Genomic DNA, 22,273 nt, shown 5'->3' on the forward strand with positions numbered 1-22,273 from the left:
GATGGACCACATGCACACTCCGCCCTCGCCTTCCGCGCTGCCGCCGCCGGACCCGCATGTCGTCGCGCTGGCACGCCAGTGCCTGGAGGAGATCGACAGCCTGGTCGACGAATGGGCCGAGTACGTGGGACCGCTGCGTGCCTCCTACTCGGAGCTGGTCTCCCCGCAGGAGTTCCGCGACAGCGCCTGGCAGGCGTTCGAGGTGCTGCTGCGCACCGTCGCGCGGTTGCCGGTGCCGGAACACATCGCCGGTGTTTCCGAGCGGGTCGGCGAACAGCGCGCCCGGCAGGGGGTTCCGCTGGACGCGCTGTTGCAGGCAGCGCGCGTGGACTTCCGGGTCGTGTGGGCGGCGTTGGTGCGGCGCGCGGGGGACGAGGGCAGGGCGCAGCTGGTCAACTCCGCGTACTACGTGTGGGAGGCGGTCGAGCACCACGTCACCGGCATCATGACCGCCTACCAGCGCACCGTGCTGGAGATGGGGCGGCGGACGGAGGACGAGCGGCGGCTGTGGTTCAGCCGGCTCCTCGACAGCGACGGACGTAACCCGACCGTGGTGCAGGACGCGGCGCGGGCGCTCGGCTTCCAGGTCTCGGGGCGCTTCCTGTGCGCGGTCACCCCGGGCGGCGGCGAAGCCTCCCTGCGCGGAGTCGCGAACACACTCCGCACGCTCGGTGCCCCGTTGCAGCAGCAGGCGGTCGCCTCGGACATGGTGCTGGTCGTCCAGCTGAGCGCGCGCCTGACCCGGGACGCGGTGCTGGCACAGCTTCAAGGGACACCGTGCGGAGTCTCCCCCGAGGTGACCGGGCTGACCGAACTGCCCCGCGCGGTCACTCTGGCGACCGCCACGGCCCGCGTGCTCCCGCCCGACGCCACCGAACCGCATCGCCTGGAGGACAGCTGGCTCGACGTCCTGGTCCACCGGGCCGGGGACCTCGGCCGGGATCTGGCGGCCGACGTCTTCGGGGGCCTGCACGCGGGAGCGCCCCCGGCGGAGGCGGACCGGCTCCTGGAGACGGTTCAGGTGCACCTGTCGGGCAGCGGTTCCGTCGCCGACACGGCCGCCGCCCTGTACTGCCACCGCAACACCATCCAGCAACGCCTCAACCGCTTCGCCGAACTCACCGGCCGCGACCCGAGACGCCCCGAGGACGCGGCGCTGGTGGTGCTGGCCCTGAGCGTGAATCGACTGCGGCAGATGTGACGCGGGTCCAGGGAGCACGCCGAAGGCATGACCGCGAGTGAAGGAGCCGAGGGGGGAGATGAGCAGGGTGTGGCATCCACGGGCCCGAACATCAGGCCATAAGAGGTCGCGCGGATAGGCGGCTGCTAGGACGCCGTTGAGGGCGTGTACGCCAGTTAGGCTCAGAAGATCACTGCTACAGACCACTATGAGGGGGCCATGGCCGTCACCTACTTGATGCTCGCGCGGCTACCTGAAGGGGGTCTGGGCGCCTTCGACGCTTATGAAAGCGCCGTCCTGCCGCTCCTTGCCGAGTACGGAGGGCGTCTTGAGCGCCGGCTTCGCACTTTGGACGATCAGGTCGAGGCCCACCTCATTTCCTTTCCCGACAGCGAAGATCTCGCTGCCTACCGGGCGGATCCGCGGCGTTCTGCCGCTGCGCCACTGCTGGAGTCGTCCGGGGCAGCGGTCGAACTGCTCGCGGTGCGCGACATATAGAGGCGGCTGTGCAGGCCCCGTTCGTCGAGCACGGCGCGGGTCTTGGCCGAGTCGTAGCCGGCGTCCAGGCGCTCGGTGACGTCGACGGGCAGCTGCCCCAGGTCGTCCAGGCGGTCCAGGGTCGGGGCGAGCAGCGGGGGAGTCGTGCCGGTTGGCTCCGGACAGGACGCGGCCCAGCGGAATGCCGTATCCGTCCGTCATGCCCGAGCGTTTCAGGTCCTGCTTGCCGCGGTCGGCCGGGGAACGCCCGGCCACTGCGCCGTCTCCGGGAGCTTTGGTGATGGAGCCGTCCACGGCGATCTGGTCGAGGACGAGGCCGACGATCCGGTCGTAGGAGTCGGGCGCGATCTGCTTGAGCCGGGCGAAAACCCCCAGTCGTGTCCACTCGTCGCGGCGGCTACGGATCGTGGTGGCCGAGCAGAGCGTGTCGGCGATCGCCTCGTAAGAACAGGCGAAGCGCAGCAGCTGCAGATGCAGCATCTTGTCGGAGACGATCCGGTCGCTGATGCGCCGACGGTGGCCGCCGAGTGGATGGTCCGGGTGGTACTCCGCCCGCCCAGGCAGCAGGGCTCCGAAGTGGTCCCAGAGCGGTTCGGTGAGCCATGACGGCAGGGCGGGCACAGGTCTCCCCAGTGATCACAGGGCGTCCAACTCCATGATCACCGGGACCTGTGCCCGTTCTGTTGCCGGTGTCCCCAACGCGCCTGTCCACGCGACCTCCAAGAGTTGATTTACCTGATGGGAGGGGGTGTCGAATCAACTCCCCGGTGTTCAGTCTGGGCCGTGCGAGTGCCGAGCGCGCACCCGGAACCTGGAGATCAGAGTCATGCTCAACCCAGATGTCACGGCGCCCTCCACGGGGAGAACGCCGCCGAGTCCCACCGCCGCGCCGACACCCGGGCCCGGAGGACCCCGTCGCGCCAAGCACACCATCGCGTCCGTCGTGACCGCCGCCGTGCTGGCGTTGATCGCCACTCTCTTCGGCCCGCTGGCCACGGCCCAGGCGCAGACCTACCCCTGCCCGGGCGGCCCCTCCTCGGGCGCCTCCTCCTCCGGGTCGAACTGCCCCACCCTGCACAACCGGGACATCGTGGCGGAGGCGGCCATGCCCGCCACCCTGTACCGCGGGGACTCCCGCCCCCCGATCGCCGACAACAACCAGGGCATCTTCAACACCGGCTTCTGGTCCCGGGGCACCAACTCCGACATCGTGTCCCACGTCCAGGGCGACCGTTCCCTGAACAGTGAGTACATCTCGACCACGGGTACGCAGGGCGTGGCCGACGACTTCGCGCGCAGCCAGGGCGTGAACAACCTGGCGAGCATCGCCATGAACAACCAGTGCTCCACGGGCCGACTCGTCGCCTACGCGATCCTCCCGGGGATCGGCCCCTTCCTCATGGAACGCTGCCTGCGCGGCACGATCACCGCCCGCACGTTCGTCTACACGATCGACCCGGCGTACGCGAGGAACGCGCTCTACGTCCCCGACCAGATCCGCAGCAACACGGACCTCTACAACCACTACCGCAGCCAGAACGAGTGGGCCTACGTCCGTCACATCCCGAACTGGGCGATCACCGGCGCCCGCATCTACACGATGACCGCCCGCTACAACCGCGGCTTCCTCGTGCCGTCCACGATCACGTTCCAGTACGACCAGTTCGTGGCCAACCCGCACCACGCCCAGACCCGCATCACCTACGACCCCGCCACCGACCGAGGCGCCGACTGGAACTACGACACGACCCTCAACTCGCCCACCGCGAACGGCTATTCGCGTGGGTGCAGCTCGATCACCAGGTGCCGGAACGGCGGCTGATCCAGGGCTTTCCGTCCGGCGGCGGGTGGTTCACGGTCACCGGTGGACCACCCGCCGCCTCGGCGCGACCGACTGCCTCATGGGTGGTTCGGGGGGCCGGGATGTCTCGTTCCACGACTGCCTGCTCGCCGATGAGGGGCCGCAGTGGCTTTGACCGTGAATGTGACGCCCCGTCAGGTCTGCCGCCGTCCCCACCCGAGCCGGCCTTGGTCGGTGACGGTGCTGGTCATGCAGGCCGGCGCAACCTTCTGGGACTCGCTGGCGTTCGACGGTATCGACGACGTGGACGTCGAAGAGGCGGCCGCCGCGTTCGGTACGGTCGGGATCGTAGCCAGCGGCTGGGCGGCTGGGCGGGCCGGCGGCCGGCAGTCCGCCGAGCTGGGCTTCCGCGTCGGACGAATGACCTTGCTGCACAGGGTCATGGCGCTGCCTGACCCGCGGCCCAGCACGCCGCACGTGCTCGGCGTGGACGATTTCGCGACCTGCCGCGGGCAGACCTACTCCACCGTCTTGACCTGCGAGGAGAGCCACCGTGTGGTCGACGTGCTCCCGACGCGCGACTCCGGGCCGCCGGCCGCACGGCTGGGCGCTCACCCGGGTGTGGAGATCATCTGCCGGACAGGGCAGGCGCCTTTGCCGAGGGCGCACGGCTCGGCGCTCCCACCACGATCCAGGCCGCCGACCGGTTTCATCTGTGGCAGGGCATCGGCCGGGCCGTGGAGACCTGCGTCGCCGCCACCGCCAGTGTCTGAGCACACCAACGCCTACGAAAGCGGATGTTGAAATATCGAAAGGCAACTCGGTGCGCGTCGAACCGGCCCTTGAAGGCCGACGGGCGCAGCGCAAGAAGGCCGCGCACGCCGTGGTCCACGAACTGCTCGCCCAGAGCTGCTCCCGCAGAGCGGCCGCCAGGCATCTGGGGCTGGAGCCTCAACACCGTGTTGCGCTACGCACGAGCCGCCAACTGGCAGGACGCCCTTCGAGAGAACGGTCCCCGGCCCAGCCGGCTCGACCCGTATAAGCCCTATCCGGAGCGGCGGTCCCAGCCGCAGGCTGCACGAACGTGACCCACCTGCACCGCGAACTGATCGTCGAGAACGCCCCCGTCACCTACCAGCTGGTCCGCGCCTACATCGCCACCCTGCGCACCCCACCGTCGCAGGCGCCTCCTCCACCGACCGTGCGGCGGGTCACCGGCTGGTTCACCCGGCACCCCGCACCTCTCAGCGAAGACGAGCGCGCCGCACTGAAGGACGTCCTGGCCCGCTGCCCGGACTCACAGGGTTCGCACCCCACCTGCTCCGGAACTTCGACGCGGTGAGCGCCGGCCTCACCCTGCACTGGAGCTCCGGCGGTACGGACGGCGCCGTGAACCGCATGAAGAAGATCAAAAGTGCGTGGTGATCCCGAAGACGCGGCGGAGTCGCGCCATGTCCTGGCGGTCGCGTTCCGTTGGTTCGTACCCCTGATGGAAGTGGACCTGCTGCTCGGCGGACAAGCACGGGACGGGCGTTCCCTGGATGGTGCCCGTCACGAAGCAGGACGAGGGATAGGCGAAGGGACGTTGCGGGTCGGGTGACGCCTGCGCCGCTGAGCCGTCCTCACTGAAGACCAGGGGATGAAGGTCGATCTCCCGGTCGTCCGGAGCCTTCACGACGAATCGGATGGGCCTCCAGTTCAGGCTCTCCACGAAACCTGCCTCGGAGAGGGCCGTCAGCACGGCGGCTTCCTGGTCTTGCCGGTGCATCAAGTCCAGGTCGCGATGGTCTCGGCTCTGCTCGCCGATCAGAGCGTCGATTCCCCATCCGCCACCGACCCAGACATCAGCCTCCGCTCGTTGTAACAGGGCCAGGACGAACAACACGTCATCAGCTGTCATCACCCGACGCAGGCTAGGAGCGTCAGCGTCGGGCAGCGAGTGATTTCGTTCGGAAGAAGCACGGCATGTCCCGTGCAGGGGAGGCCTGCTACGTCTGCGGGTCAGCGGCCTTCGGCCCTTGGCCGGGACTCGGCGAGTTACTCTCCGCGACCGCTCCCCAAGATCTGTGCCAGAGCCACTTCTCACGAACAACTTCCCAGCCGACCAGCCGGTGACATCCGCTCGGACGGACAACGGACAACCCACGAACAGCGTCAGAGCCATCCTTGCGAAATCCATTGGTGCCCGGCTTGCTCCGCTGATGGACTGACGTCCCACCGTGAGTCTGCCGCGTGACGGAGGTAGTGGTTGTGACGGGCTATGGCGTGCTTGCCGAGGTGTACGAATGGCTCATCTCGGATGCGAAGTTGCCTCCAGCGGAGTTCGCCGCGTCGTTCGACGACGTCCTCAGTCTCCTGCCGTCGAACGCACACGTCCTCGACTGTTCGTGCGGAACCGGACAGTTGGCGGTTGGCCTCGCCGGTCGTGGCATGCGGGTTGTGGCAACTGACGCCAGCGAGGCGATGGTGCGCCGGACTGCAGAGCTGTCCGAGGAGTTCGGGGCATCCGTCCGGGCCGTACGGGCGAACTGGGAAGAGTTGCCCGACCATTTCCAGGACAACACGTTCGACATGGTGTTCTGCGTCGGCAACTCGCTTCACCATGCCGCGGGCGCGACCGGCAGGGGTGCCGCTCTGGAGTCGATGTCACGGCTTCTGCGCCCCGGCGGGCGCTTGGTACTCACATCCCGCACTTGGGAACTCGTGAGGGCCAGAGGTTCCCGGCTGGAGATCGGTGACCGACTCGTCCGCCGGAACGGTCGCGATGCCGTCGTGGTCTACCGCTGGGAGATCGCGCCGCATTGGGAGGAGGAGCACCACATCGAGATTGCGATCGCGCAAGTCGATGCGACCGGGTTGGTTCTTGTCCGCTCGGAACTGCTGTCCTGCTGGCCCTACCGGTACGAGGAACTCGAAGTCGAGCTGGACCGGGTCGGACTCCAAACGGAACTGAGCACGTTCGATCTTGAGGCCGAGAACTACATGGTGGTCGCGAGCAAGGTATGAACACCGGACTCTCCGTCCCTGGCCGGACCGCGCGGTTGCTCGCAGGACGCTCGCGCCCCCTCATCGATGCGGGTTCAAGTGGTCAACGCAACGCAACGCCTCGGACGAGGAGTGCTCGTCGATCAGACGGCGGTAGATCCGGGGTGACGGTGTGGCGCTGTTTGCTGGTCGCGTCCAAATGGATGAGCAGGATCTCGTCGATCAGCAGCGTGAGCGGATCCGGCTTCGACGGCCGCGCCGAAGCGGTTGTCGTGCGTGGCTGCGGCCAAGCCGAGGTCAGGACCGGCGCCGCGCTGCCGGGCCTCGCCGCCGCCTGCGGCCACGACACCCTTCCGGTACGACCACGCCCCCGCGTCCGTGCCCTGGTCACCGGCGACGAACTCACCCACACCGGCCACCCCGCCCCCGGCCAGGTCCGCGACGCCCTGGGCCCGATGCCGCCGTCCTTGGCGCACACGCTCGGCGGCGAGGTCACCGGCCCGCACCATGTGCCGGACCGCCCGACCAGTTCACTGGCCGACGCCTTGCGCCGCGCACCGTACGGCTCGGACGTGATCGTCGTGACCGGCTCCACGTCGGCCGGCGTCACCGACCAGCTGTGCGCCTTCCTGGCCGGGGACGGCGACGCCCGGTGGATCGTGGACACGGTCGCCTGCCGCCCAGGACATCCGCAACTCCTCGCCCAACTCCCCGACGGCCGCTGGATCTTGGGCCTGCCGGGCAACCCGTACGCTGCCGTGGTCGCCGCCCACACCCTGCTCGCCCCGCTCCTGGCCGGTCTCACCGGGCGCCCGATGCCAGCCCTGTCCCGCGTCGCGCTGACTGGGGACATTCGTACCGCGCCCGGACGTACCCGCCTGGTCCTGGTGACCTGGGACGGCGTCACCGGCCGCGCCGTAGGCGGTCATGGTTCCGCGTTCCTGCGCGGCGCGGCCCTCGCCGATGCCCTGGCCGCCGGACTGGCAGCCCCACGACCCGGTTCCCCTGATACTGCTCACGGGATGAGATGCGCCCGGCACAGGGCCATCGCCTTGACCAGGACCGGAGGGCACAACCCGCTTGCAGGCGCCGGAGCGAGGTACGTACGGTCGGCGCCATGACGGACGAATCCCTTCGCGCGGCACGGCTGCTCGACGCCCAGGCCAAGGCCGCCGAACTGTTCGCCGAGATCGAGACCCGGGACCTGGTCGCCGCGGGCCGGGGCGAACGCGAGGTGAGCGACCAGATCCGCGACCTGGCGAACGAGATGTTCGGGACCACGCACTACTGGCACAAGCGGATCGTGCGCTCCTGCCCCAACACCTTCCTCCCTTACAAGGAGAACCCGCCGGACCGCACCATCGCGGCCGACGACATCGCCTTCGCGGACTTCGGGCCGATCTTCGAGGAGTTCGAGGCCGACTTCGGGCGGACCTTCGTGCTCGGCGACGACCCCGTCAAGCACCGCCTGCGCGACGACCTCTCGACTGTCTTCGCCGCAGGGCGCCGCGCCTTCGCAGCGGACCCGGACATCACCGGCGAACAGCTCTACGCCAAGATCGAGCGACTGGCGGCCCAAGCGGGCCGGCACCTGGGCGGCTGGCAATCCGGCCACCTGGTGGGCGAGTTCCCGCCCGAGCACAACAACTGGGAGGACGTCGACTCCCACATCGTGCCCGCCAACGACAAGCCACTGCGGCGCACGGACGAGGCCGGACGACTCCTGCACTGGATCCTGGAGATCCATCTCATCGACCAGCAACGGCAGTTCGGCGGCTTCTACGAGGAACTGCTCACTCTCGGCTGAACCGGCTTAGGCACGTGCCTGCCTGCGCAAGCCCATCCATCGGCGATTTACGGTCCCCGAGCCGGTGGCCCGCATGCACCGACCATGGGTGCGCGACCGACGCGGTGTGAGCGGAGCGGGCTGTCAGGCACCCCCACCCCAAAGATCCCGGCACGCAAGGAGATCCGCATGTCCGCCGACCCCTGCCCGTACGCCGACGAGCCGGAGGCACAGGAGTTGACCGGAGGCGGCACAGCCCGCGTCTTCCGTATCGGTGAGACCGTACGCAAGCCGGTCATGCCCTGGAGCCCCGCCGTGCACCGACTGCTGGACCACCTCGAACGCCAGGGCTTCGAAGGCGCCCCCGCAGCGCACGGAACCGACGAACACGGCCGGATGATCCTGACCTACCTGGCGGGCGACGTCGGCAACTACCCACTGCCCGACTCGGTACGCAGCAGCCAGGCACTCACCACCTCCGCCCACCTCCTGCGCCGCTACCACGACGCCACCATCGGCCTCGCCCAAGACCCCGGCGGTGATTGGCAGTTCGAGGCTCTGGCGCCGGTCGAGGTCATCTGCCACGGCGACTTCGCCCCGTACAACTGCGTCTTCACCGGCGAGAAGGCCGTAGGGCTCATCGACTTCGACGCCGCCCGCCCCGGCCCGCGCGCCTGGGACCTCGCCTACGCCCTGTACCGCTACGCCCCGCTCACCCACCCCGACAACCACGACGGCTGGGGCACGACCGAGCAACAGGCGTACCGTGCCCGGGACTTCCTCGACGCGTACGGTTGCACGCGTCAGGAACGGCAGTCGGTGATGGACATGGCCGCACCACGGCTGGAGTCCCTCGCCGATTTCCTGGGCGAGGGGGCTGCGGCCGGTGACGAGAACTTCCGGCGGCACATCGAAGAAGGCCATCTCGCCCTGTACGTAAGGGACATCGACTACATCCGCGACCACGCCGAGGTCTGGGCCCGCCTCGTCGTCGGACCACGCGACGGGTGAATGGGACCGGCTGTCCGGCCTTGTCCTCTCAGGGAGCAGACTGGGGCGATCGAGTTAGAAGGGTGTCCGCTGTTTCCATGAAGTGGGTGTCGATGCGCGGCACGTCCGCCTACTGAGGGAGCGGGTAACGGCGGAAGACGGAGGTCTCGACCGTTCTCTGCGCTTCGGCGCGGTCGTTCCCGAAAGTCGCGGAGGATCTTCCAGCTATTCATGCAGGCGAAGGCGTGCCCGACGCGGGCGCGAACCTTGGGGTCTGATGATCTCCCTGTGCGTCAGCTCTGTGCGGTGGGAGTTGGCGGCGCGATCAGGCGGAGCCCCGCGTGCTGACGTGAGGTGCGGTTACTGCGGTGAGCTCCAGGAGTGGCCCCGGGGACGTGGACTTCGTCCCAGTAGGGGCTGCGCCTTGACGGGCGCGAGCGTCGCAACCTGCTTGTACGTCGGCGCGGACCGGCCGGTCACGCGGGCATGCCCGTACACGTCTCACTCCAAGTCCACGACCCGGTCCTGGGGGAGCAGGCTGGAGATCGGGACCTCGCGCGCCCTGCGGTCGGCGAGTGCTTGGGTGCGTACCTCGTCCAGATGCTTCACGTGGTCGAGCAGTCGTGCTTCGGCGCGGTCGGCGTCCTGGTCGCGGATGGCTTCGAAGATGGCGGTGTGCTGGGCCTGGATGGTGTCGCGGTCGAGCAGGTCGACGAAGACGGTGTTGGTCATCGGCCGGACAAGGTGTACCGAGGTCATCGCCAGTTCGAGAATGCGGTTGCCCGCCGCGCGGGTGATGGCCGTGTGGAACTCCAGGTCGGTGCTCAGCCACTCGGTGATGTCCAGTGCGGGGTCCTGTGCCCGGGCCAGCGGCGCGGCCATCGCCTCCAGGTCCGCGTCGGTGCGCCGCTCGGCGGCCAGGGCCACGCACTGGCGTTCCAGGGTCAGCCGTGCCTCGTCCACCTCTCCCACGGACACGTCCCCGGCCCGGAACCACAGCATGATCGCCTCGCTCAGGCGTGAGGCGACGTCCTCGGCGGCCGGGACCACCACGTAGGTGCCCCCTCCGCTGCCCCGGCTGGAGTTGATCATTCCGCTGGCCGAGAGGTGTTTCAGCGCCTCGCGGGCGGTGCCGCGGGCGACATCGAAGACGCCGGCGAGTTCCAGCTCGGTCGGCAGCCGGTCTCCGGGTTTCCACTGCCCTTTGAGAATCGCCTCGCGCAACTGCCGCGCGATCTGCCCTGCCGCGTCACGCCGTGTCAGGGCCTCGGGCTGGAACGCCGCCGCGGGCGAATCCCCCATGATCTCTCCTTCGGTGAAACCTTTTCGTTACCTCAGAGGCGCTTGCCCGGCACTGGACCTCCATCGGTGTCCAATGTTAGACATTGGATGTAGGACTAAGTGCTCGGCCTCAGATTACCTCACCGTCTCTGCCCTGGGAGGGCGCTGTGTTCGGAGGAATCCACGCACCACCGCCAGCCCGTCCGGCCGCACTGCGGCGAGCGCCCACGACGCCGCCGGTGGCTGCGCCGGGTCTACCGGAGCGGTCAGCGCCCCTCAGCTCCCTGTCCGTGAACCGTGAACCGTGAACCGTGAACCGTGTGCCCTGAGCCCGGCTCGGCAGACGGCACGCGTCACACCCCTTCACGGCAGCCGGAACCACCCCCGAAATGACGAGGCGGATACCGCGATGAACACGCAAATCGATCTGAACTGCGACATCGGCGAGGGCTTCGGCCGGTGGCAACTGCCCGCGGACGCCGACCTCATGGAACTCGTGACGACGGTGAATGTCGCCGCGGGGTTCCACGCCGGGGACCCCTCCACCCTTCGCGCCACCGTCGACCGGGCGGCGCACCGCGGACTGGACATCGGCGCGCATGTGTCGTTGCCGGATCTCGTCGGATTCGGTCGCCGCCGCATGGACCTGTCCCCCCAAGAGGCGTACGACATCTCGCTCTACCAGATCGCCGCCGTCGCCGGGTTCGCGCGCGCGGCCGGAACCGGGCTGACGCACGTCAAACCGCACGGCGCGCTCTATGCCATGGCCAGTGCCGACGCCGAGATCGCGCACGCGATCGCCCGCGCCACCGCCGCCTTCGACGATTCGCTGCGGCTGTTCCTGCTCGACGCACGCTTCGCGGACAGCATCGCCGCCGACCACAGCGTCCAGGTGGAGCCCGAGGGCTTTCCCGACATGGCGTACGCGCCGGACGGCCAACTCGTCCTCGAACGGTCCAAGCAGCCCTGGCCACCCGAACGGGTCGCCCACCGTGCCGTACGCATGGTGACCGAAGCGGTCGTCGACGCCGACGACGACTCCGAGATCCCCCTTCGCGCCCGGACGCTCTGCATACACAGCGACGCGCCGAACGCCGTACTCACCGCGCGCGCCGTGGTGGATGCCTTCGCCACGCACGACATCGCGCTGCGAGCGCTGAGCGATTTCGTCTGACCCCCCTTCTCCAGGCGCTTCCCCCGTCCTTTCCCAGGAGCAGATCATGACCGACCACTTCTCCGTCGACGAGACCACGATCGCCGACGTCCATGCCGCCTATCGGGCCGGAACCCTGACCGCCCGTGCCCTGGTCCAGGCATACCTCGGCCGCATCGCCGCCCTCGATGCCGCAGGGCCGGAGCTCAACTCGATCCTGGCCGTCAACGCCGAGGCGCTGACCGACGCCGACGCTCTCGACGAGCACCTGAGCTCCACGGGCGAACTCGTCGGCGTGCTGCACGGCATCCCCGTCGTACTGAAGGACCAGATCGAGACCGCCGGGCTGACCACGACGTTCGGATCGGAGACGGCGAAGGACTATGTGCCCGAGCACGACGCGACCGTCGTCGCCGATCTACGGCGGGCCGGCGCGATCATCCTGGCCAAGACGACCATGCCGGACTTCGCGACCTCCTGGCACTCGACCTCGTCGGTGAGCGGACTCACCCGCAATCCCTACGCCCTGGACCGTGACCCGGGTGGTTCCAGCAGCGGTACCGCGGCCGCGGTCGCCGCCAACCTCGCCACCGTGGGGATCGGTGAGGACACGGGCGGCTCCATCAGACTGCCGGCCTCCTTCTGCAACCTCGTGGGCCTCCGCGTGACTCCCGGCCTCATCAGCCGAAACGGCGTATCCCCTCTGGTGGAACCCCAGGACACCCCCGGACCCATGACCCGGACCGTCACCGACGCCGCTGTCCTGCTCGACGTCCTCGCCGGGTTCGACCCGGCCGACCCGTACACCGCCACCGCCGCCATCGGGCGACACCGCGGCAGCTACGCCGACGCCCTGGACGGTGCGGCACTGGGCAAGGCCCGGATCGGCGTGCTGCGCCAGGCGTTCGGGAGCGACGACGATCCCCGGGCCCGCGTGGTCAACACGGTCATCCACGCGGCACTGGACAAAATCACCGCGGCCGGCGCGGAACTCGTCGACGTGGCGATCCCCGACCTGGACCACTACGTCGCCTACACGTCGGTGTACTTCTCCCGCTCCCGCGCCGACATCGACGCCTTCCTCGCCGGGCGCCCGGGAATCGACGCCGAGTCCGTGGCCCAGCTGTACACCGATGGCCGGGCGCACCCCAACCTCGACCTGCTGGCCGGAATCGCGACCGGCCCGGCCACCCCGGTCGAAGACCCGGAGTACTACGGCCGATGGGAGGCCCGCGAACGCTTCCAACGCCTCGTCATCGGGATCATGGCGGCGAACGGACTCGACGCACTCTGCTTCCCCGACGTGCGCATCGGGGCCCCGACGCGAGATGAAGTGCTCGCTTCACGGTGGAGCTGTCTGGAGTTCCCGACCAACACGGTGATCGCATCCCAACTGTGGATGCCGTCGGTGAGCCTTCCCGCCGGATTCACCGACGAAGGCCTGCCCGTCGGGCTGGAACTCATGACACTGCCCTATCACGAGGCGGAACTGTTGAATCTGGCCTACGGCGTGGAGCAGACCACCCAGTCACGTCGGGCGCCCGACCTTCCGACCGTTGCCTGACAGCTCCTGTCCTTCGTAGCGCTCGCCGAGACGATCCCACGAGCCGTGCCGGGCCGGGTTTCCGGCGGAGCGCTGGACACCTCCGTCGACGCCGCCTTCGCCGCGTTCAGGACCAACGTCCGCGCCCGTCAGCCGAGTCGCTCGGCCTACGGCGCGGCACGGTGACTCCGTACGACACGACGTGCTGGTCATGCCGACCGTCCCCCGCACGGCCACGGGGATCCCGTCGGCCGACTACCCGCACGCCTGCCAACAGGTGGCCGGCGGATTTCCGATGCCTCCTGTCACCGGGAGGGGTTCATGGACCGATTCCGGAGCCGGACGACTCGGTACTGCCCGTCCGGTGTTCACAGCCAGGCGGGCAAGGCCGCCCATCCGACTTCGGCTCATCCATGACAGCAACCTCATCTGCGAGGTCTCGGACAGCAGCAGCACCGCCCCGCACCTGCGCCGCGCCCGCGTCTTCGACGAGGGAGGCCGCGGCCTGTTCCTCGTCGCCCAGCTCACCGAGCGATGGGGAACGCGCCACAACCGCACCGGCAAGACCATTTGGGCCGAACAGGCCATCCCGGTGCCGACAGTGGACCAGGCCGTCTGAACTCCCTTCATGTCCTCAAGGAGAGGCTCGATCCGTTTCCTTCTCCTGGCTCACCGTGTGTCGTCCAGCGCATTCCGAACCGGGCGGTCACCGGCGCGCACATCTGGTTCAGGGGGCCAGGATGTCTCGTTCGGTGGCCGCCTGCTCGCCGATGAGTGGCCGCAGTGTGCGGTGGGCGATGCGCAGGCCCTGTTTCACCTTGTCCTCGGTTCCGGACCAGACAGGGTCCTCGTGTTCGACGGAAACGGTGCCGGTGTAGCCGAGTTCGTGGAAGCGGTCGACGACACGGCGCCAGTCGACCTCGCCCAGACCGGGCACCCGGTAGCGCCACCAGCCCGTCTCCCAGGGGTTGTCGCCCTTGTGCACGGTGCCGAAGAAGCCGAACCGGTCGCGCTTGGCGGGGAAGAGTTCGACGTCCTTGGCCTGGGTGTGGACGATCCGGTCGATGTACGGCTCGATCGTCGTGAGGGGGTCGACGCCGATCCAAGTGAGGTGTGAGGGATCCCAGTTGAGGTAGAAGCCGAGCCCGAACATCCACTCCCACAGCTCGGGGGAGTAGGCGAGGTTGCCCGGGTAGCCGTCGGGGTGCCAGCCCTCCATCACACAGTTCTCGATCACGATCTTGACGCCGCGATCCGCCGCGTAGCCGACCAGCTCGGGCAGGATCTTCTCGCCCTCGCGCAGGTTCTCCACGACGGAGAGCCCCGGATCGCGTCCGATGAACGTGCCGACCGACTCCACGCCCAGCCGTGCCGCCACGTCGATCACATGCCGGAGATGGGTTCTGATCGCCTCGCGGGTCGCGGGGTCGGGGTGCAGGTTGTTCTCGTAGTAGGCCAGCGAGCTGATCTCCAGCCCGGTGCGGCGCAGCAGTTCGCGGGTCGCGTCCTCATCGACCGCGGAGAAGGACGCCACGGGGAGATGGGAGGCCTCGAAATCGCGGCCGCCCGTGCTGGGCCACACGGCGACTTCGAGGGTCTGATAGCCCTCGGCCGCGGCCCAGTCGGCGATGTCGTCGAGTGACAGGGACGGGAGGCAGGCGGTCAGGAATCCGAGCTTCATGGCGCGGGTCCTTCGGTGAGAGGGATGGGGGCGGGCAGCCGGGGCGAGGAGTCACAGGCGCCGGTCAGCCCAGGAGAGGAGCCGCATGCGTCGGCCGGTCGGGGTTCGTGGTGCGCGCCGGCCGGCTGGTCCGGGACAGCGGTCCGCGCGCACCGACCGGCCGAGGGCCGTGGCCCACTCGCACCGGTCAGTCGGGGATCGCGGTCCACTCGCGCTGATCGGCCGGGGGTTACGGTTCATGCGCGCCGCCTATCCAGGAACCGACGTCCACGCGCGCCGGTCGGCCGAGGCCAGGACCGCGTCGACGAGGTGGGCGGACCGGACACCGTCGAGCACGGTGGGCAGACCCTCCGGAGCCTCGCCGCGCAGAGCCGCGTAGGTGTCCTTGACAAAGTTCTCGAAGCACTCCAGGTAGCCCTGCGCGTGTCCGGCGGGCACGAGCGAGAGCCGGTTCGCTTCAAGGGAGTTGGACGCAGGATCGCGGACCACCGTCTCGGTGCGGTTGCCGTAGCCGAGCCACAGCGACTCGGGCAGCTCCTGGTCGAAGACGGCGCTGGCGTGCGCGCCGTCGAGTTCGAACCACAGCCGGTTCTTCCGGCCGGCCGAGACCTGCGAGACGGTCGTGGACACCAGGACCCCGTCCGTCGTCCGCCCGAGCACGCCGACCGCGTCCTCCGTGGTGACCGGGACGCGCACGGAGGACGCGAGCGAGCTCCCGGAGAACGACGGGCCCCCGGCACCGGGCCGTTCGGCCACCGTCGTGGCGGTCTCGGCCAGCACCTCGGCGATCCTGACCCCTGCCACCCACTCCACGAGGTCGAACCAGTGCGAGCCGATGTCGGCGAAGGCCCTCGACGGGCCGCCGGCCACCGCGTCCACCCGCCAACTGGTGCTCGTCGGCGAGAGCAGCCAGTCCTGGAGATACGAACCGTGCAGCAGCTGCCAGGGACCGAAGTCGCCGGCCAGGACCCGGGCCCGCAGTTCGCGGACCACGGGGTGATAGCGGTAGACGAACGGCACGGTGGCGATCCGGCCCGCGGCCGCGGCGGTGTCGGCGAGCGACCGGGCGTCGGCCGCCGAGGTGGCGATCGGCTTCTCGCAGACGACGTGCTTGCCCGCGAGCAGCGCGGCGCGCGCCTGGGCGACGTGGAGGTGGTTGGGCGTGCAGATATGGACCACGTCGACACGGTCGTCGCTCAGGACGGCGTCGACGTCCGGATAGCCGGCGTCGATCTGCCAGTCGTGTGCGACCGCCCGGCTCCGCTCAGGTGAGGAGGCCAGGATGCCGACCACGTCGGCGCCGGCCGCGCGGGCGCTGCGGACGTGGACCCCCGCGATCATGCCCGCGCCGAGGACGGCGACCCGTGGGCGCGGGATGCGGGGGTGTCGTAGCGGGGTTTCGGTGGCGCGTGTGGTGTGCCCGGTCGGGGCAGCCATGCAAGATCCTTTCGGCGCGTGCCGTACGGGAGCTCGCTGTTCCGGTCTCATCCGGGACCAACAGTAAGAGCCGGAGTTCTGTCAGGAAAGCCCTTTGAATATTGTCGTTTCTGGAATATTAATCGTCTGTTGGTGCCGTCGACCTCATCAAGGGAGCAACCGTGGCAGCACGACTGGGGGCCCCGAGCAGCGGCTCGCGCCGGCACCCCGACGCGGTGCGCAGCCAGATAGCCCGGCTGATCGCGGCCGGCGAGGCGTCCCACCGTCTTGATCTGTCCCGGCTCACCGGGCTTTCCCGGTCCTCGATCCACACGCACGTACAGGATCTGGTGGACGCGGGCCTGTTGCTCGGGGAGGACGCCGGCGGCGGGGGAAGAGGCAGGCCGGCGCTGCGGCTCAGCCTCGCGGGGGACGCGGGCGTCGTGCTCGTCGCCGACCTCACCACCTTCTCGACGCGCTGCCTGGTGACCGACCTGACCCAACGGGTGCTCGCCGACAGGGCCTTGCCCTGGCAGCTCGCCGAGGGCCCGGAGCGCACGGTGAACCTTCTGGTCGACCAGTTCACCGACCTGCTCGAACAGGCGAAGGTCCCGGTGGACCGGCCCCGCGTCCTGGTCGTCGGACTGCCGGGCCCGGTGGACGTGGCGCGCGGCATGGCCGTCCGCCCGCCGATCATGCCGGGCTGGGACGGCTTCCCGGTGGCCGAGCGGCTCGGGGGCGCGCTCGGCTGCCCCGTCCTGGTGGACAACGACGTCAACCTCATGGCGCTCGGCGAGGCGCGGACGGTGCCGTCCGAGCAGTTGCCCGTGCTGTTCGTGACCGTCGGCGCCGGCATCGGCGCCGGATTCGTGCTCGCCGACGGGACGCTGCACCGGGGCGCCGACGGAGCGGCCGGAGACATCGGGCACATCCGTGTCCCGGGCGCGGAGGAGGTGGTGTGCCGGTGCGGAAAGGCCGGCTGTGTCGAGGCGGTGGCGTCCACAGCCGCCCTCGCACGGCGGCTCGCGGCGAGCGGTGAACCGCCCCTCGACGTGGCGGAGGACGGTGCCGCGATGCGGGACTTCCTGGCCCGGCTGCGCGACGGCCTGCCGGACGCACTGCACGCCGCCCGCGCCGCCGGCGTGGCGCTGGGCGAGGTGATCGCCCTGTGCATCCACATGCTGAACCCCCGGCACGTCGTGGTCGGCGGAGAGATCGTCGAGGCCAGCGACGACCTGCTCTCCGCGGTACGGGGCGTGGTGTACCGACAGGCCCTGCCCCTCGCCACCCGCGAACTGTCCATCACCCGCAGCGAGTTGGGGCGGGACGCGGCGATGGTCGGTGCGATGGTGCTGGGCATCGAGCACCTGCTCTCGCCCGCCGGGATCGGGCGCTTCCTGGGGCCGCGCACCACCACCTGAGCCGGGCGGTCCGCCCAGTGAACCGGCGGCCTTTACCGCCTCTCGCCGCCGCCACTACCTTCCATCGTGTCTCGCACGTCCGGTCTCATCCACCGGCGGACCCGCTCCGCTCGACCGCGACCTGGGAGACACGGTGAACCGATCCACCCCTCGTGCACGCATCGGCGTCGTCGGCGCCGGCATGGTCTTCGACGCCTACGCCCGAGGACTTGCCTGGTACGGCGACCTGCCCGTCATCAGGATCGCCGACATCGACGTCGGCAGGGCCCGCGCCAAGGCCGAACAGCACGGCATCCCCGCGTACGGCACGCCCGCCGAGCTCTACGCGGACCCCGACGTCGACGTCGTCGTCAACATCACGCCCCCGACAGCCCATGGGGAGGTGACCCGGGACGCGCTCGCCGCCGGCAAGCACGTCTACAGCGAGAAACCCCTCGCCGCGACGGTCACCCTGGCCCGCGAGAACCTGGCCCAGGCCAAGGCGGCCGGGCGCGTCCTCGCCGGCGCCCCCGACACCTTCCTCGGCACGGCGGGCCAGACGGCACGGGCGGCCATCGACGGCGGCCTGATCGGCATGCCCTTCGCCGCCACGTCCTTCGTCCGCTCGTCCAAGGTCGAGGCCAAGCACCCCAACCCCGGCTTCTTCTTCCAGCCCGGCGGCGGCCCGACCCTCGACTGGGGTCCCTACCACGTGGCCGCCCTGGTCAACCTGCTCGGACCCGTCGCCGAAGTCGTCGGCACCAGCACGATCCCGAGCCCCCGCATCACCGTGACCACCCCGGACCGGGTCGTCGACGAGGTCGAGGTCACCGTCCCCACGACCGTCGCCGCCATCCTCCGCACGACCTCCGGCGCGATCGTCTCCACCCTGTACAGCTTCGACATCTGGGACATGACCCTGCCCCACATCGAGGTCTACGGCACGGAGGGCACCCTGAACATCCCCGACCCGAACCGCCACGACGCACCTGTCCTCATCAAGCGCCGTACGGACACGGACTGGTCCGAACTCCCGCCGGTCATCCCCCCCACCCGCGCCCCGGAAGCCGGCCCGTTCCGCGGCCACGGCGTGAACGACCTCGTCGAGTCCCTGCGCGGTCAACCGCTGCGCGTCCCGGGCGAGTTCGCGCTGCACGTGCTCGAAGTGCTGGAAGCCATCGAGCAGTCGACGTTCGCCGCCGGAGCCCGGGCCATCACCAGCCGCGCCGAGCGGCCCGCGCCCGCGGCCCTCCCGCAGTCCGTCTCCGCCTGAACCCCTCCACCTGAACCTCCCTGCCCGAACCTCCTCCGGCCCCGCACGCCGGCACCGAACCCGTGCACCACTGAATCGATCTCGCACGTCCCGAGAGGAAAATTCCATGCAGCGCAGAACCCGTGTAGTCGCGCTCGCGGCTGCGGCGATGCTGGCAGGCGCCGGTGTCACAGCGTGCGGCGGCGGCTCAAGCTCCGCCTCCGGTGACAAGACCATCACCTACTGGGCGACCAACCAGAGCACCAGCCTCGACGCGGACAAGAAGATCCTCCAGCCGGAGATCGACAAGTTCACCCAACAGACCGGCGTCAAGGTCAAGTTGGAGGTCATCCCCTCCGCCGACCTGCTCAACCGCATCCTCGCGGCGACGACCAGCGGCAAGGGCCCCGACGTACTCAACATCGGCAACACCTGGTCCGCGTCCCTCCAGGCGACCGGAGCCTTCGTCGCCTGGGACAAGGAACTGCTGGCCAAGGTCGGCGGCGAGTCCCGCTTCCTGCCCGCGGCGCTGAAGTCCACGGGCGCCACCGGCAAGGACCCGGCGAGCCTGCCGCTCTACACCAGTTCGTACGAACTCTTCTACAACAAGAAGCTGTTCAAGGCCGCGGACATCACCTCGCCGCCGAAGACCTGGAGCGAGTTCGTCGCCGACGCACACAAGCTCACCAAGGACACGAACAACGACGGCAAGACCGACCAGTGGGGCCTCGGGCTGCAGGGCGCCTCGTCCTCGTTCGCCGCGCACTTCGCGTTCATCCTCGGCACCCAGCACGGAGCCGAGGTCTTCGACGGCCACACCCCGAAGTTCGACGACACGGGCATGGTCGACGGGATCGACCAGTGGCTGTCCTGGATCGGCAAGGACGGCATCGTCAACCCGTCCGACGCCGAGATGACCGACAAGGTCGCCCTCCTGCAGAACTTCGCCTCCGGCAAGGCCGGAATGATCCTCGCCCAGTCCTCGACCGGCCAGACGCTCGGCCAGTACAAGATGACCACGGCCGACTACGGCGTCGTCCCGGTACCGGCCCAGGACCCGGCGGTCGCGGGCGGCAAGGACATCGGTTCGTTCGTCGGCGGCATCAACGTGGCGGTCTTCAAGAACACCGGGAACCTCGACGGTTCCACCCAGTTCGTGAAGTTCCTGACCAGCGCCAAGGAGCAGGTGTACCTCAACAAGACCTACGGGACGCTGCCCTCGGTCACCGACGCCAAGGACCCGGCGTTCGACACCCCGACGCTGGCCGTGGCCCGGCAGACTCTCGACTCCCGGGCCGTACCGCTTCCGCAGATCGCCGAGGAATCCCAGTTCGAGACCCTGGTCGGCCAGGCGATGAGCTCCTTCGCCGCGCAGACCGCGACCGGAAAGCAGCCCGGCAAGGCCAGGATCAAGAGCGAGATGACCGCGGCCGACCAGAAGCTCGAAGCCGGCAACTAGGAGCAGGACGATGGCAGTCATCAGTCCTTCCGGGACCCGCGAGAGCCCCGGAACCCCGGACACACCGAAACAGTCCACACGCGTCAGCCGCTTCCGGGGGCGCGGCCGCCGCTGGATCCCGTACGCCTTCCTGCTCCCCGCCCTGGCCCTCGAACTGCTGATCCACTTCGTGCCCATCGTGCTCGGTGTGGCGATGAGCGGCCTGCGGGTGACGCAGTACCAGATCAGCCACTGGTGGGACGCGCCCTTCACCGGTCTCGGGAACTTCAGGATCGTCCTGGACTTCGACGGCCCCACCGGCAAGGCACTGGCCCAGTCCTTCTTCGTCACCCTCGGCTTCACGGCCGTGGTCCTGTCCGGAGCCTGGCTCGTCGGCATGGCGGCGGCGCTCGCGCTGCAACGCGCCTTCCGCGGCCGGGGGTTGCTGCGGACGCTGTTCCTCGTGCCGTACGCACTGCCCGCGTACACCGCGGTCATCACCTGGCGTTTCATCTTCCAACGCGACAACGGCATGCTCAACCACCTGCTCGGCCAGCTCGGGCTGATCGACTCCAACCCGTTCTGGCTGATCGGCCACAACGCCTTCTGGGCCGAGTGCGTCGTCGCGATCTGGCGGATGTGGCCCTTCGCCTTCCTGATCCTCATGGCCGGCATGCAGGCGATACCGGGCGAGGTCTACGAGGCGTCGAGCATCGACGGGGCGGGCCCCTGGCGGCAGTTGCAGATGATCACGCTGCCGTTGCTGTCCTCGGTCAACAAGGTGCTGGTCCTCGTGATGTTCCTGCACACCTTCAACGACTTCAGCACGCCGTACATCCTGTTCGGCGGCTCGGCGCCGCCGGCCGGGGACCTGATCTCCGTGCACATCTACCAAAGCTCGTTCGCCACCTGGAACTTCGGCCTCGGCTCGGCCATGAGCGTGCTGCTCCTGCTGTTCCTGGCAGTGGTCAGCGCCTGCTATCTCGCCTTCACCCGGAGGACCGGCCATGAATCATGACACCCCGGGCTACCGGGCTTTCCGGTACGTCACCCTCACCCTGCTGTCGGTGTTCGTCCTGGCCCCGCTGTACGTCATGCTCGCCTCGTCGCTGAAGACGCTCCCCGACGTGCAGGGCGAGTTCACCTGGTTCCCGTCGTCGCCGACGTTCCAGTCCTTCGTCGACATCTGGCACACCGTGCCGCTGGCCCAGTACTTCGTCAACTCCCTGATCGTGGCCGTGACCGCGACCGTGCTGTCGGTACTGGTGGCGGTCTTCGCCTCCTACGCGCTGAGCCGCTGGACGTTTCCCGGCAGCGGCAGCTTCAAGTCGGCGGTGCTCGCCACCCAGATGTTCCCCGGCATCCTCTTCCTGCTGCCGCTGTACCTGCTCTTCGTCTACGCCGACCAGAACCTCGGCACCGACCTGGTGGGCACCCGCACCGGGCTCATCGTCACGTACCTGACCTTCTCCCTGCCGTTCGCGGTGTGGATGCTGGTCGGGTACTTCGACACGGTGCCGCGCGACCTCGACGAGGCGGCGAAGGTGGACGGCGCCGGCCCGCTGCGCACCCTGCTGCAGATCATCGTGCCCGCCGCGACACCCGGGATCGTCGCCGTGTGCATCTACGCCTTCATGACGGCCTGGGGGGAGGTGCTGTTCGCCTCGGTCCTCACCGACGAGCAGAGCCGCACCCTGGCCGTGGGTCTGCAGGCCTACTCCACCGAGGCGAACGTCTACTGGAACCAGGTCATGGCCGCCTCCCTGGTCGTGTCCGTCCCCGTGGTCGCCGGCTTCCTCCTCCTTCAGCGCTTCCTCATCACCGGATTCACCGCTGGCGCGGTGAAGTGACGGTGAAGTGACCAAGTGG

Annotated in this window: 19 protein-coding genes and 2 pseudogenes; 16 read left to right on the plus strand and 5 right to left on the minus strand. The window is 69.2% G+C overall.

Going from position 1 to position 22,273, the window contains the following annotated elements; all coding sequences use genetic code 11:
* Position 1: 1 nt before the first annotated feature.
* Complete coding sequence (locus ACIBK4_RS16430; RefSeq protein WP_398995413.1) at positions 2-1,201, plus strand: PucR family transcriptional regulator; 1,200 nt, start codon at positions 2-4, stop codon at positions 1,199-1,201.
* A 476-nt stretch (positions 1,202-1,677) separates the two neighbouring features.
* Here the strand turns inward: ACIBK4_RS16430 and ACIBK4_RS16435 are convergent.
* Positions 1,678-2,299 (minus strand): annotated as a pseudogene (locus tag ACIBK4_RS16435) (transposase); the annotation flags it as partial.
* A 322-nt stretch (positions 2,300-2,621) separates the two neighbouring features.
* Between ACIBK4_RS16435 and ACIBK4_RS16440 the strand changes: the two are divergent.
* From ACIBK4_RS16440 to ACIBK4_RS16450, 3 genes are all read left to right on the plus strand, one after another.
* Positions 2,622-3,500 (plus strand): hypothetical protein, encoded by an 879-nt coding sequence (locus ACIBK4_RS16440; protein WP_398995414.1) that lies wholly within the window; start codon positions 2,622-2,624, stop codon positions 3,498-3,500.
* A 213-nt stretch (positions 3,501-3,713) separates the two neighbouring features.
* Positions 3,714-4,283, plus strand: coding sequence for a hypothetical protein (locus ACIBK4_RS16445; RefSeq protein ID WP_398995415.1), 570 nt, complete (start codon positions 3,714-3,716; stop codon positions 4,281-4,283).
* A gap of 280 nt (positions 4,284-4,563) precedes the next feature.
* Complete coding sequence (locus ACIBK4_RS16450; RefSeq protein ID WP_398995416.1) at positions 4,564-4,821, plus strand: hypothetical protein; 258 nt, start codon at positions 4,564-4,566, stop codon at positions 4,819-4,821.
* Between the two features lie 66 nt (positions 4,822-4,887).
* On the opposite strand, the gene ACIBK4_RS16455 is transcribed toward ACIBK4_RS16450, so the two are convergent.
* Entirely contained in the window at positions 4,888-5,379 is a 492-nt protein-coding gene (locus ACIBK4_RS16455) for a nucleotidyltransferase domain-containing protein (protein ID WP_398995418.1), read from the minus strand.
* A 350-nt stretch (positions 5,380-5,729) separates the two neighbouring features.
* Here ACIBK4_RS16455 and ACIBK4_RS16460 point away from each other — a divergent pair, with 350 nt between their 5' ends.
* The 4 genes from ACIBK4_RS16460 (at position 5,730) to ACIBK4_RS16475 (ending at position 9,261) form a co-directional block, all read left to right on the plus strand.
* Complete coding sequence (locus ACIBK4_RS16460) at positions 5,730-6,485, plus strand: class I SAM-dependent methyltransferase (protein WP_398995779.1); 756 nt, start codon at positions 5,730-5,732, stop codon at positions 6,483-6,485.
* A gap of 182 nt (positions 6,486-6,667) precedes the next feature.
* Complete coding sequence (locus tag ACIBK4_RS16465) at positions 6,668-7,585, plus strand: molybdopterin-binding protein (protein WP_398995420.1); 918 nt, start codon at positions 6,668-6,670, stop codon at positions 7,583-7,585.
* On the plus strand, positions 7,582-8,271 hold the full coding sequence (locus tag ACIBK4_RS16470) for a M24 family metallopeptidase (RefSeq protein ID WP_398995421.1): 690 nt from the start codon (positions 7,582-7,584) through the stop codon (positions 8,269-8,271). Before ACIBK4_RS16465 ends, ACIBK4_RS16470 begins: the two co-directional genes overlap by 4 nt.
* A gap of 168 nt (positions 8,272-8,439) precedes the next feature.
* Positions 8,440-9,261, plus strand: a complete 822-nt coding sequence (locus ACIBK4_RS16475) for a phosphotransferase (RefSeq protein ID WP_398995422.1) — start codon at positions 8,440-8,442, stop codon at positions 9,259-9,261.
* A gap of 480 nt (positions 9,262-9,741) precedes the next feature.
* Here ACIBK4_RS16475 and ACIBK4_RS16480 read toward each other — a convergent pair whose 3' ends face one another.
* Positions 9,742-10,542, minus strand: a complete 801-nt coding sequence (locus ACIBK4_RS16480) for a FadR/GntR family transcriptional regulator (protein WP_398995423.1) — start codon at positions 10,540-10,542, stop codon at positions 9,742-9,744.
* 388 nt (positions 10,543-10,930) lie between these two features.
* On the opposite strand from ACIBK4_RS16480, the gene ACIBK4_RS16485 reads away from it, so the two are divergent.
* The 3 genes and pseudogenes from ACIBK4_RS16485 to ACIBK4_RS16495 all read left to right on the plus strand — a co-directional run.
* Positions 10,931-11,695: a LamB/YcsF family protein gene (locus ACIBK4_RS16485; RefSeq protein WP_398995424.1), complete on the plus strand. Its 765-nt coding sequence runs from the start codon at positions 10,931-10,933 to the stop codon at positions 11,693-11,695.
* Between the two features lie 46 nt (positions 11,696-11,741).
* Complete coding sequence (locus ACIBK4_RS16490; RefSeq protein WP_398995425.1) at positions 11,742-13,238, plus strand: amidase; 1,497 nt, start codon at positions 11,742-11,744, stop codon at positions 13,236-13,238.
* Positions 13,239-13,593: 355 nt separating this feature from the next.
* Positions 13,594-13,836, plus strand: a pseudogene (locus ACIBK4_RS16495) (ATP-binding protein); the annotation flags it as partial.
* Positions 13,837-13,944: 108 nt separating this feature from the next.
* On the opposite strand, the gene ACIBK4_RS16500 reads toward ACIBK4_RS16495, so the two are convergent.
* Together ACIBK4_RS16500 and ACIBK4_RS16505 are read right to left on the minus strand one after the other, a co-directional pair.
* Positions 13,945-14,898: a sugar phosphate isomerase/epimerase family protein gene (locus ACIBK4_RS16500; RefSeq protein ID WP_398995427.1), complete on the minus strand. Its 954-nt coding sequence runs from the start codon at positions 14,896-14,898 to the stop codon at positions 13,945-13,947.
* 249 nt (positions 14,899-15,147) lie between these two features.
* Positions 15,148-16,335: a Gfo/Idh/MocA family protein gene (locus ACIBK4_RS16505; protein WP_398995429.1), complete on the minus strand. Its 1,188-nt coding sequence runs from the start codon at positions 16,333-16,335 to the stop codon at positions 15,148-15,150.
* Positions 16,336-16,496: 161 nt separating this feature from the next.
* Between ACIBK4_RS16505 and ACIBK4_RS16510 the strand changes: the two genes are divergently transcribed.
* The 5 genes from ACIBK4_RS16510 (at position 16,497) to ACIBK4_RS16530 (ending at position 22,254) form a co-directional block, all read left to right on the plus strand.
* A complete protein-coding gene (locus tag ACIBK4_RS16510) occupies positions 16,497-17,735 on the plus strand; it encodes an ROK family protein (protein WP_398995430.1) in 1,239 nt (412 codons plus the stop codon).
* Positions 17,736-17,868: 133 nt separating this feature from the next.
* On the plus strand, positions 17,869-18,987 hold the full coding sequence (locus ACIBK4_RS16515) for a Gfo/Idh/MocA family protein (protein ID WP_398995432.1): 1,119 nt from the start codon (positions 17,869-17,871) through the stop codon (positions 18,985-18,987).
* 106 nt (positions 18,988-19,093) lie between these two features.
* Positions 19,094-20,425, plus strand: a complete 1,332-nt coding sequence (locus ACIBK4_RS16520) for an ABC transporter substrate-binding protein (protein ID WP_398995434.1) — start codon at positions 19,094-19,096, stop codon at positions 20,423-20,425.
* Positions 20,426-20,435: 10 nt separating this feature from the next.
* The gene (locus ACIBK4_RS16525; RefSeq protein ID WP_398995436.1) at positions 20,436-21,422 is read left to right on the plus strand and encodes a carbohydrate ABC transporter permease; all 987 of its coding nucleotides are present in this window, start codon (positions 20,436-20,438) and stop codon (positions 21,420-21,422) included.
* The gene (locus tag ACIBK4_RS16530; protein WP_398995438.1) at positions 21,412-22,254 is read left to right on the plus strand and encodes a carbohydrate ABC transporter permease; all 843 of its coding nucleotides are present in this window, start codon (positions 21,412-21,414) and stop codon (positions 22,252-22,254) included. Before ACIBK4_RS16525 ends, ACIBK4_RS16530 begins: the two co-directional genes overlap by 11 nt.
* The last annotated feature ends 19 nt before the right edge of the window (positions 22,255-22,273 follow it).

This window comes from Streptomyces sp. NPDC050528, from assembly GCF_044457795.1.
In the GTDB taxonomy this organism is placed as follows: Bacteria; Actinomycetota; Actinomycetes; order Streptomycetales; family Streptomycetaceae; genus Streptomyces.

Coding starts and splice junctions, on each gene's coding strand:
- ACIBK4_RS16530 (WP_398995438.1), top strand. CDS start 21,412: ATGAATCATGACACCCCGGGCTACCGGGCTTTCCGGTACGTCACCCTC.
- ACIBK4_RS16520 (WP_398995434.1), top strand. CDS start 19,094: ATGCAGCGCAGAACCCGTGTAGTCGCGCTCGCGGCTGCGGCGATGCTG.
- ACIBK4_RS16505 (WP_398995429.1), bottom strand. CDS start 16,335: ATGGCTGCCCCGACCGGGCACACCACACGCGCCACCGAAACCCCGCTA.
- ACIBK4_RS16465 (WP_398995420.1), top strand. CDS start 6,668: ATGAGCAGGATCTCGTCGATCAGCAGCGTGAGCGGATCCGGCTTCGAC.
- ACIBK4_RS16475 (WP_398995422.1), top strand. CDS start 8,440: ATGTCCGCCGACCCCTGCCCGTACGCCGACGAGCCGGAGGCACAGGAG.
- ACIBK4_RS16500 (WP_398995427.1), bottom strand. CDS start 14,898: ATGAAGCTCGGATTCCTGACCGCCTGCCTCCCGTCCCTGTCACTCGAC.
- ACIBK4_RS16470 (WP_398995421.1), top strand. CDS start 7,582: ATGACGGACGAATCCCTTCGCGCGGCACGGCTGCTCGACGCCCAGGCC.
- ACIBK4_RS16430 (WP_398995413.1), top strand. CDS start 2: ATGGACCACATGCACACTCCGCCCTCGCCTTCCGCGCTGCCGCCGCCG.
- ACIBK4_RS16485 (WP_398995424.1), top strand. CDS start 10,931: ATGAACACGCAAATCGATCTGAACTGCGACATCGGCGAGGGCTTCGGC.
- ACIBK4_RS16490 (WP_398995425.1), top strand. CDS start 11,742: ATGACCGACCACTTCTCCGTCGACGAGACCACGATCGCCGACGTCCAT.
- ACIBK4_RS16525 (WP_398995436.1), top strand. CDS start 20,436: ATGGCAGTCATCAGTCCTTCCGGGACCCGCGAGAGCCCCGGAACCCCG.
- ACIBK4_RS16455 (WP_398995418.1), bottom strand. CDS start 5,379: ATGACAGCTGATGACGTGTTGTTCGTCCTGGCCCTGTTACAACGAGCG.
- ACIBK4_RS16480 (WP_398995423.1), bottom strand. CDS start 10,542: ATGGGGGATTCGCCCGCGGCGGCGTTCCAGCCCGAGGCCCTGACACGG.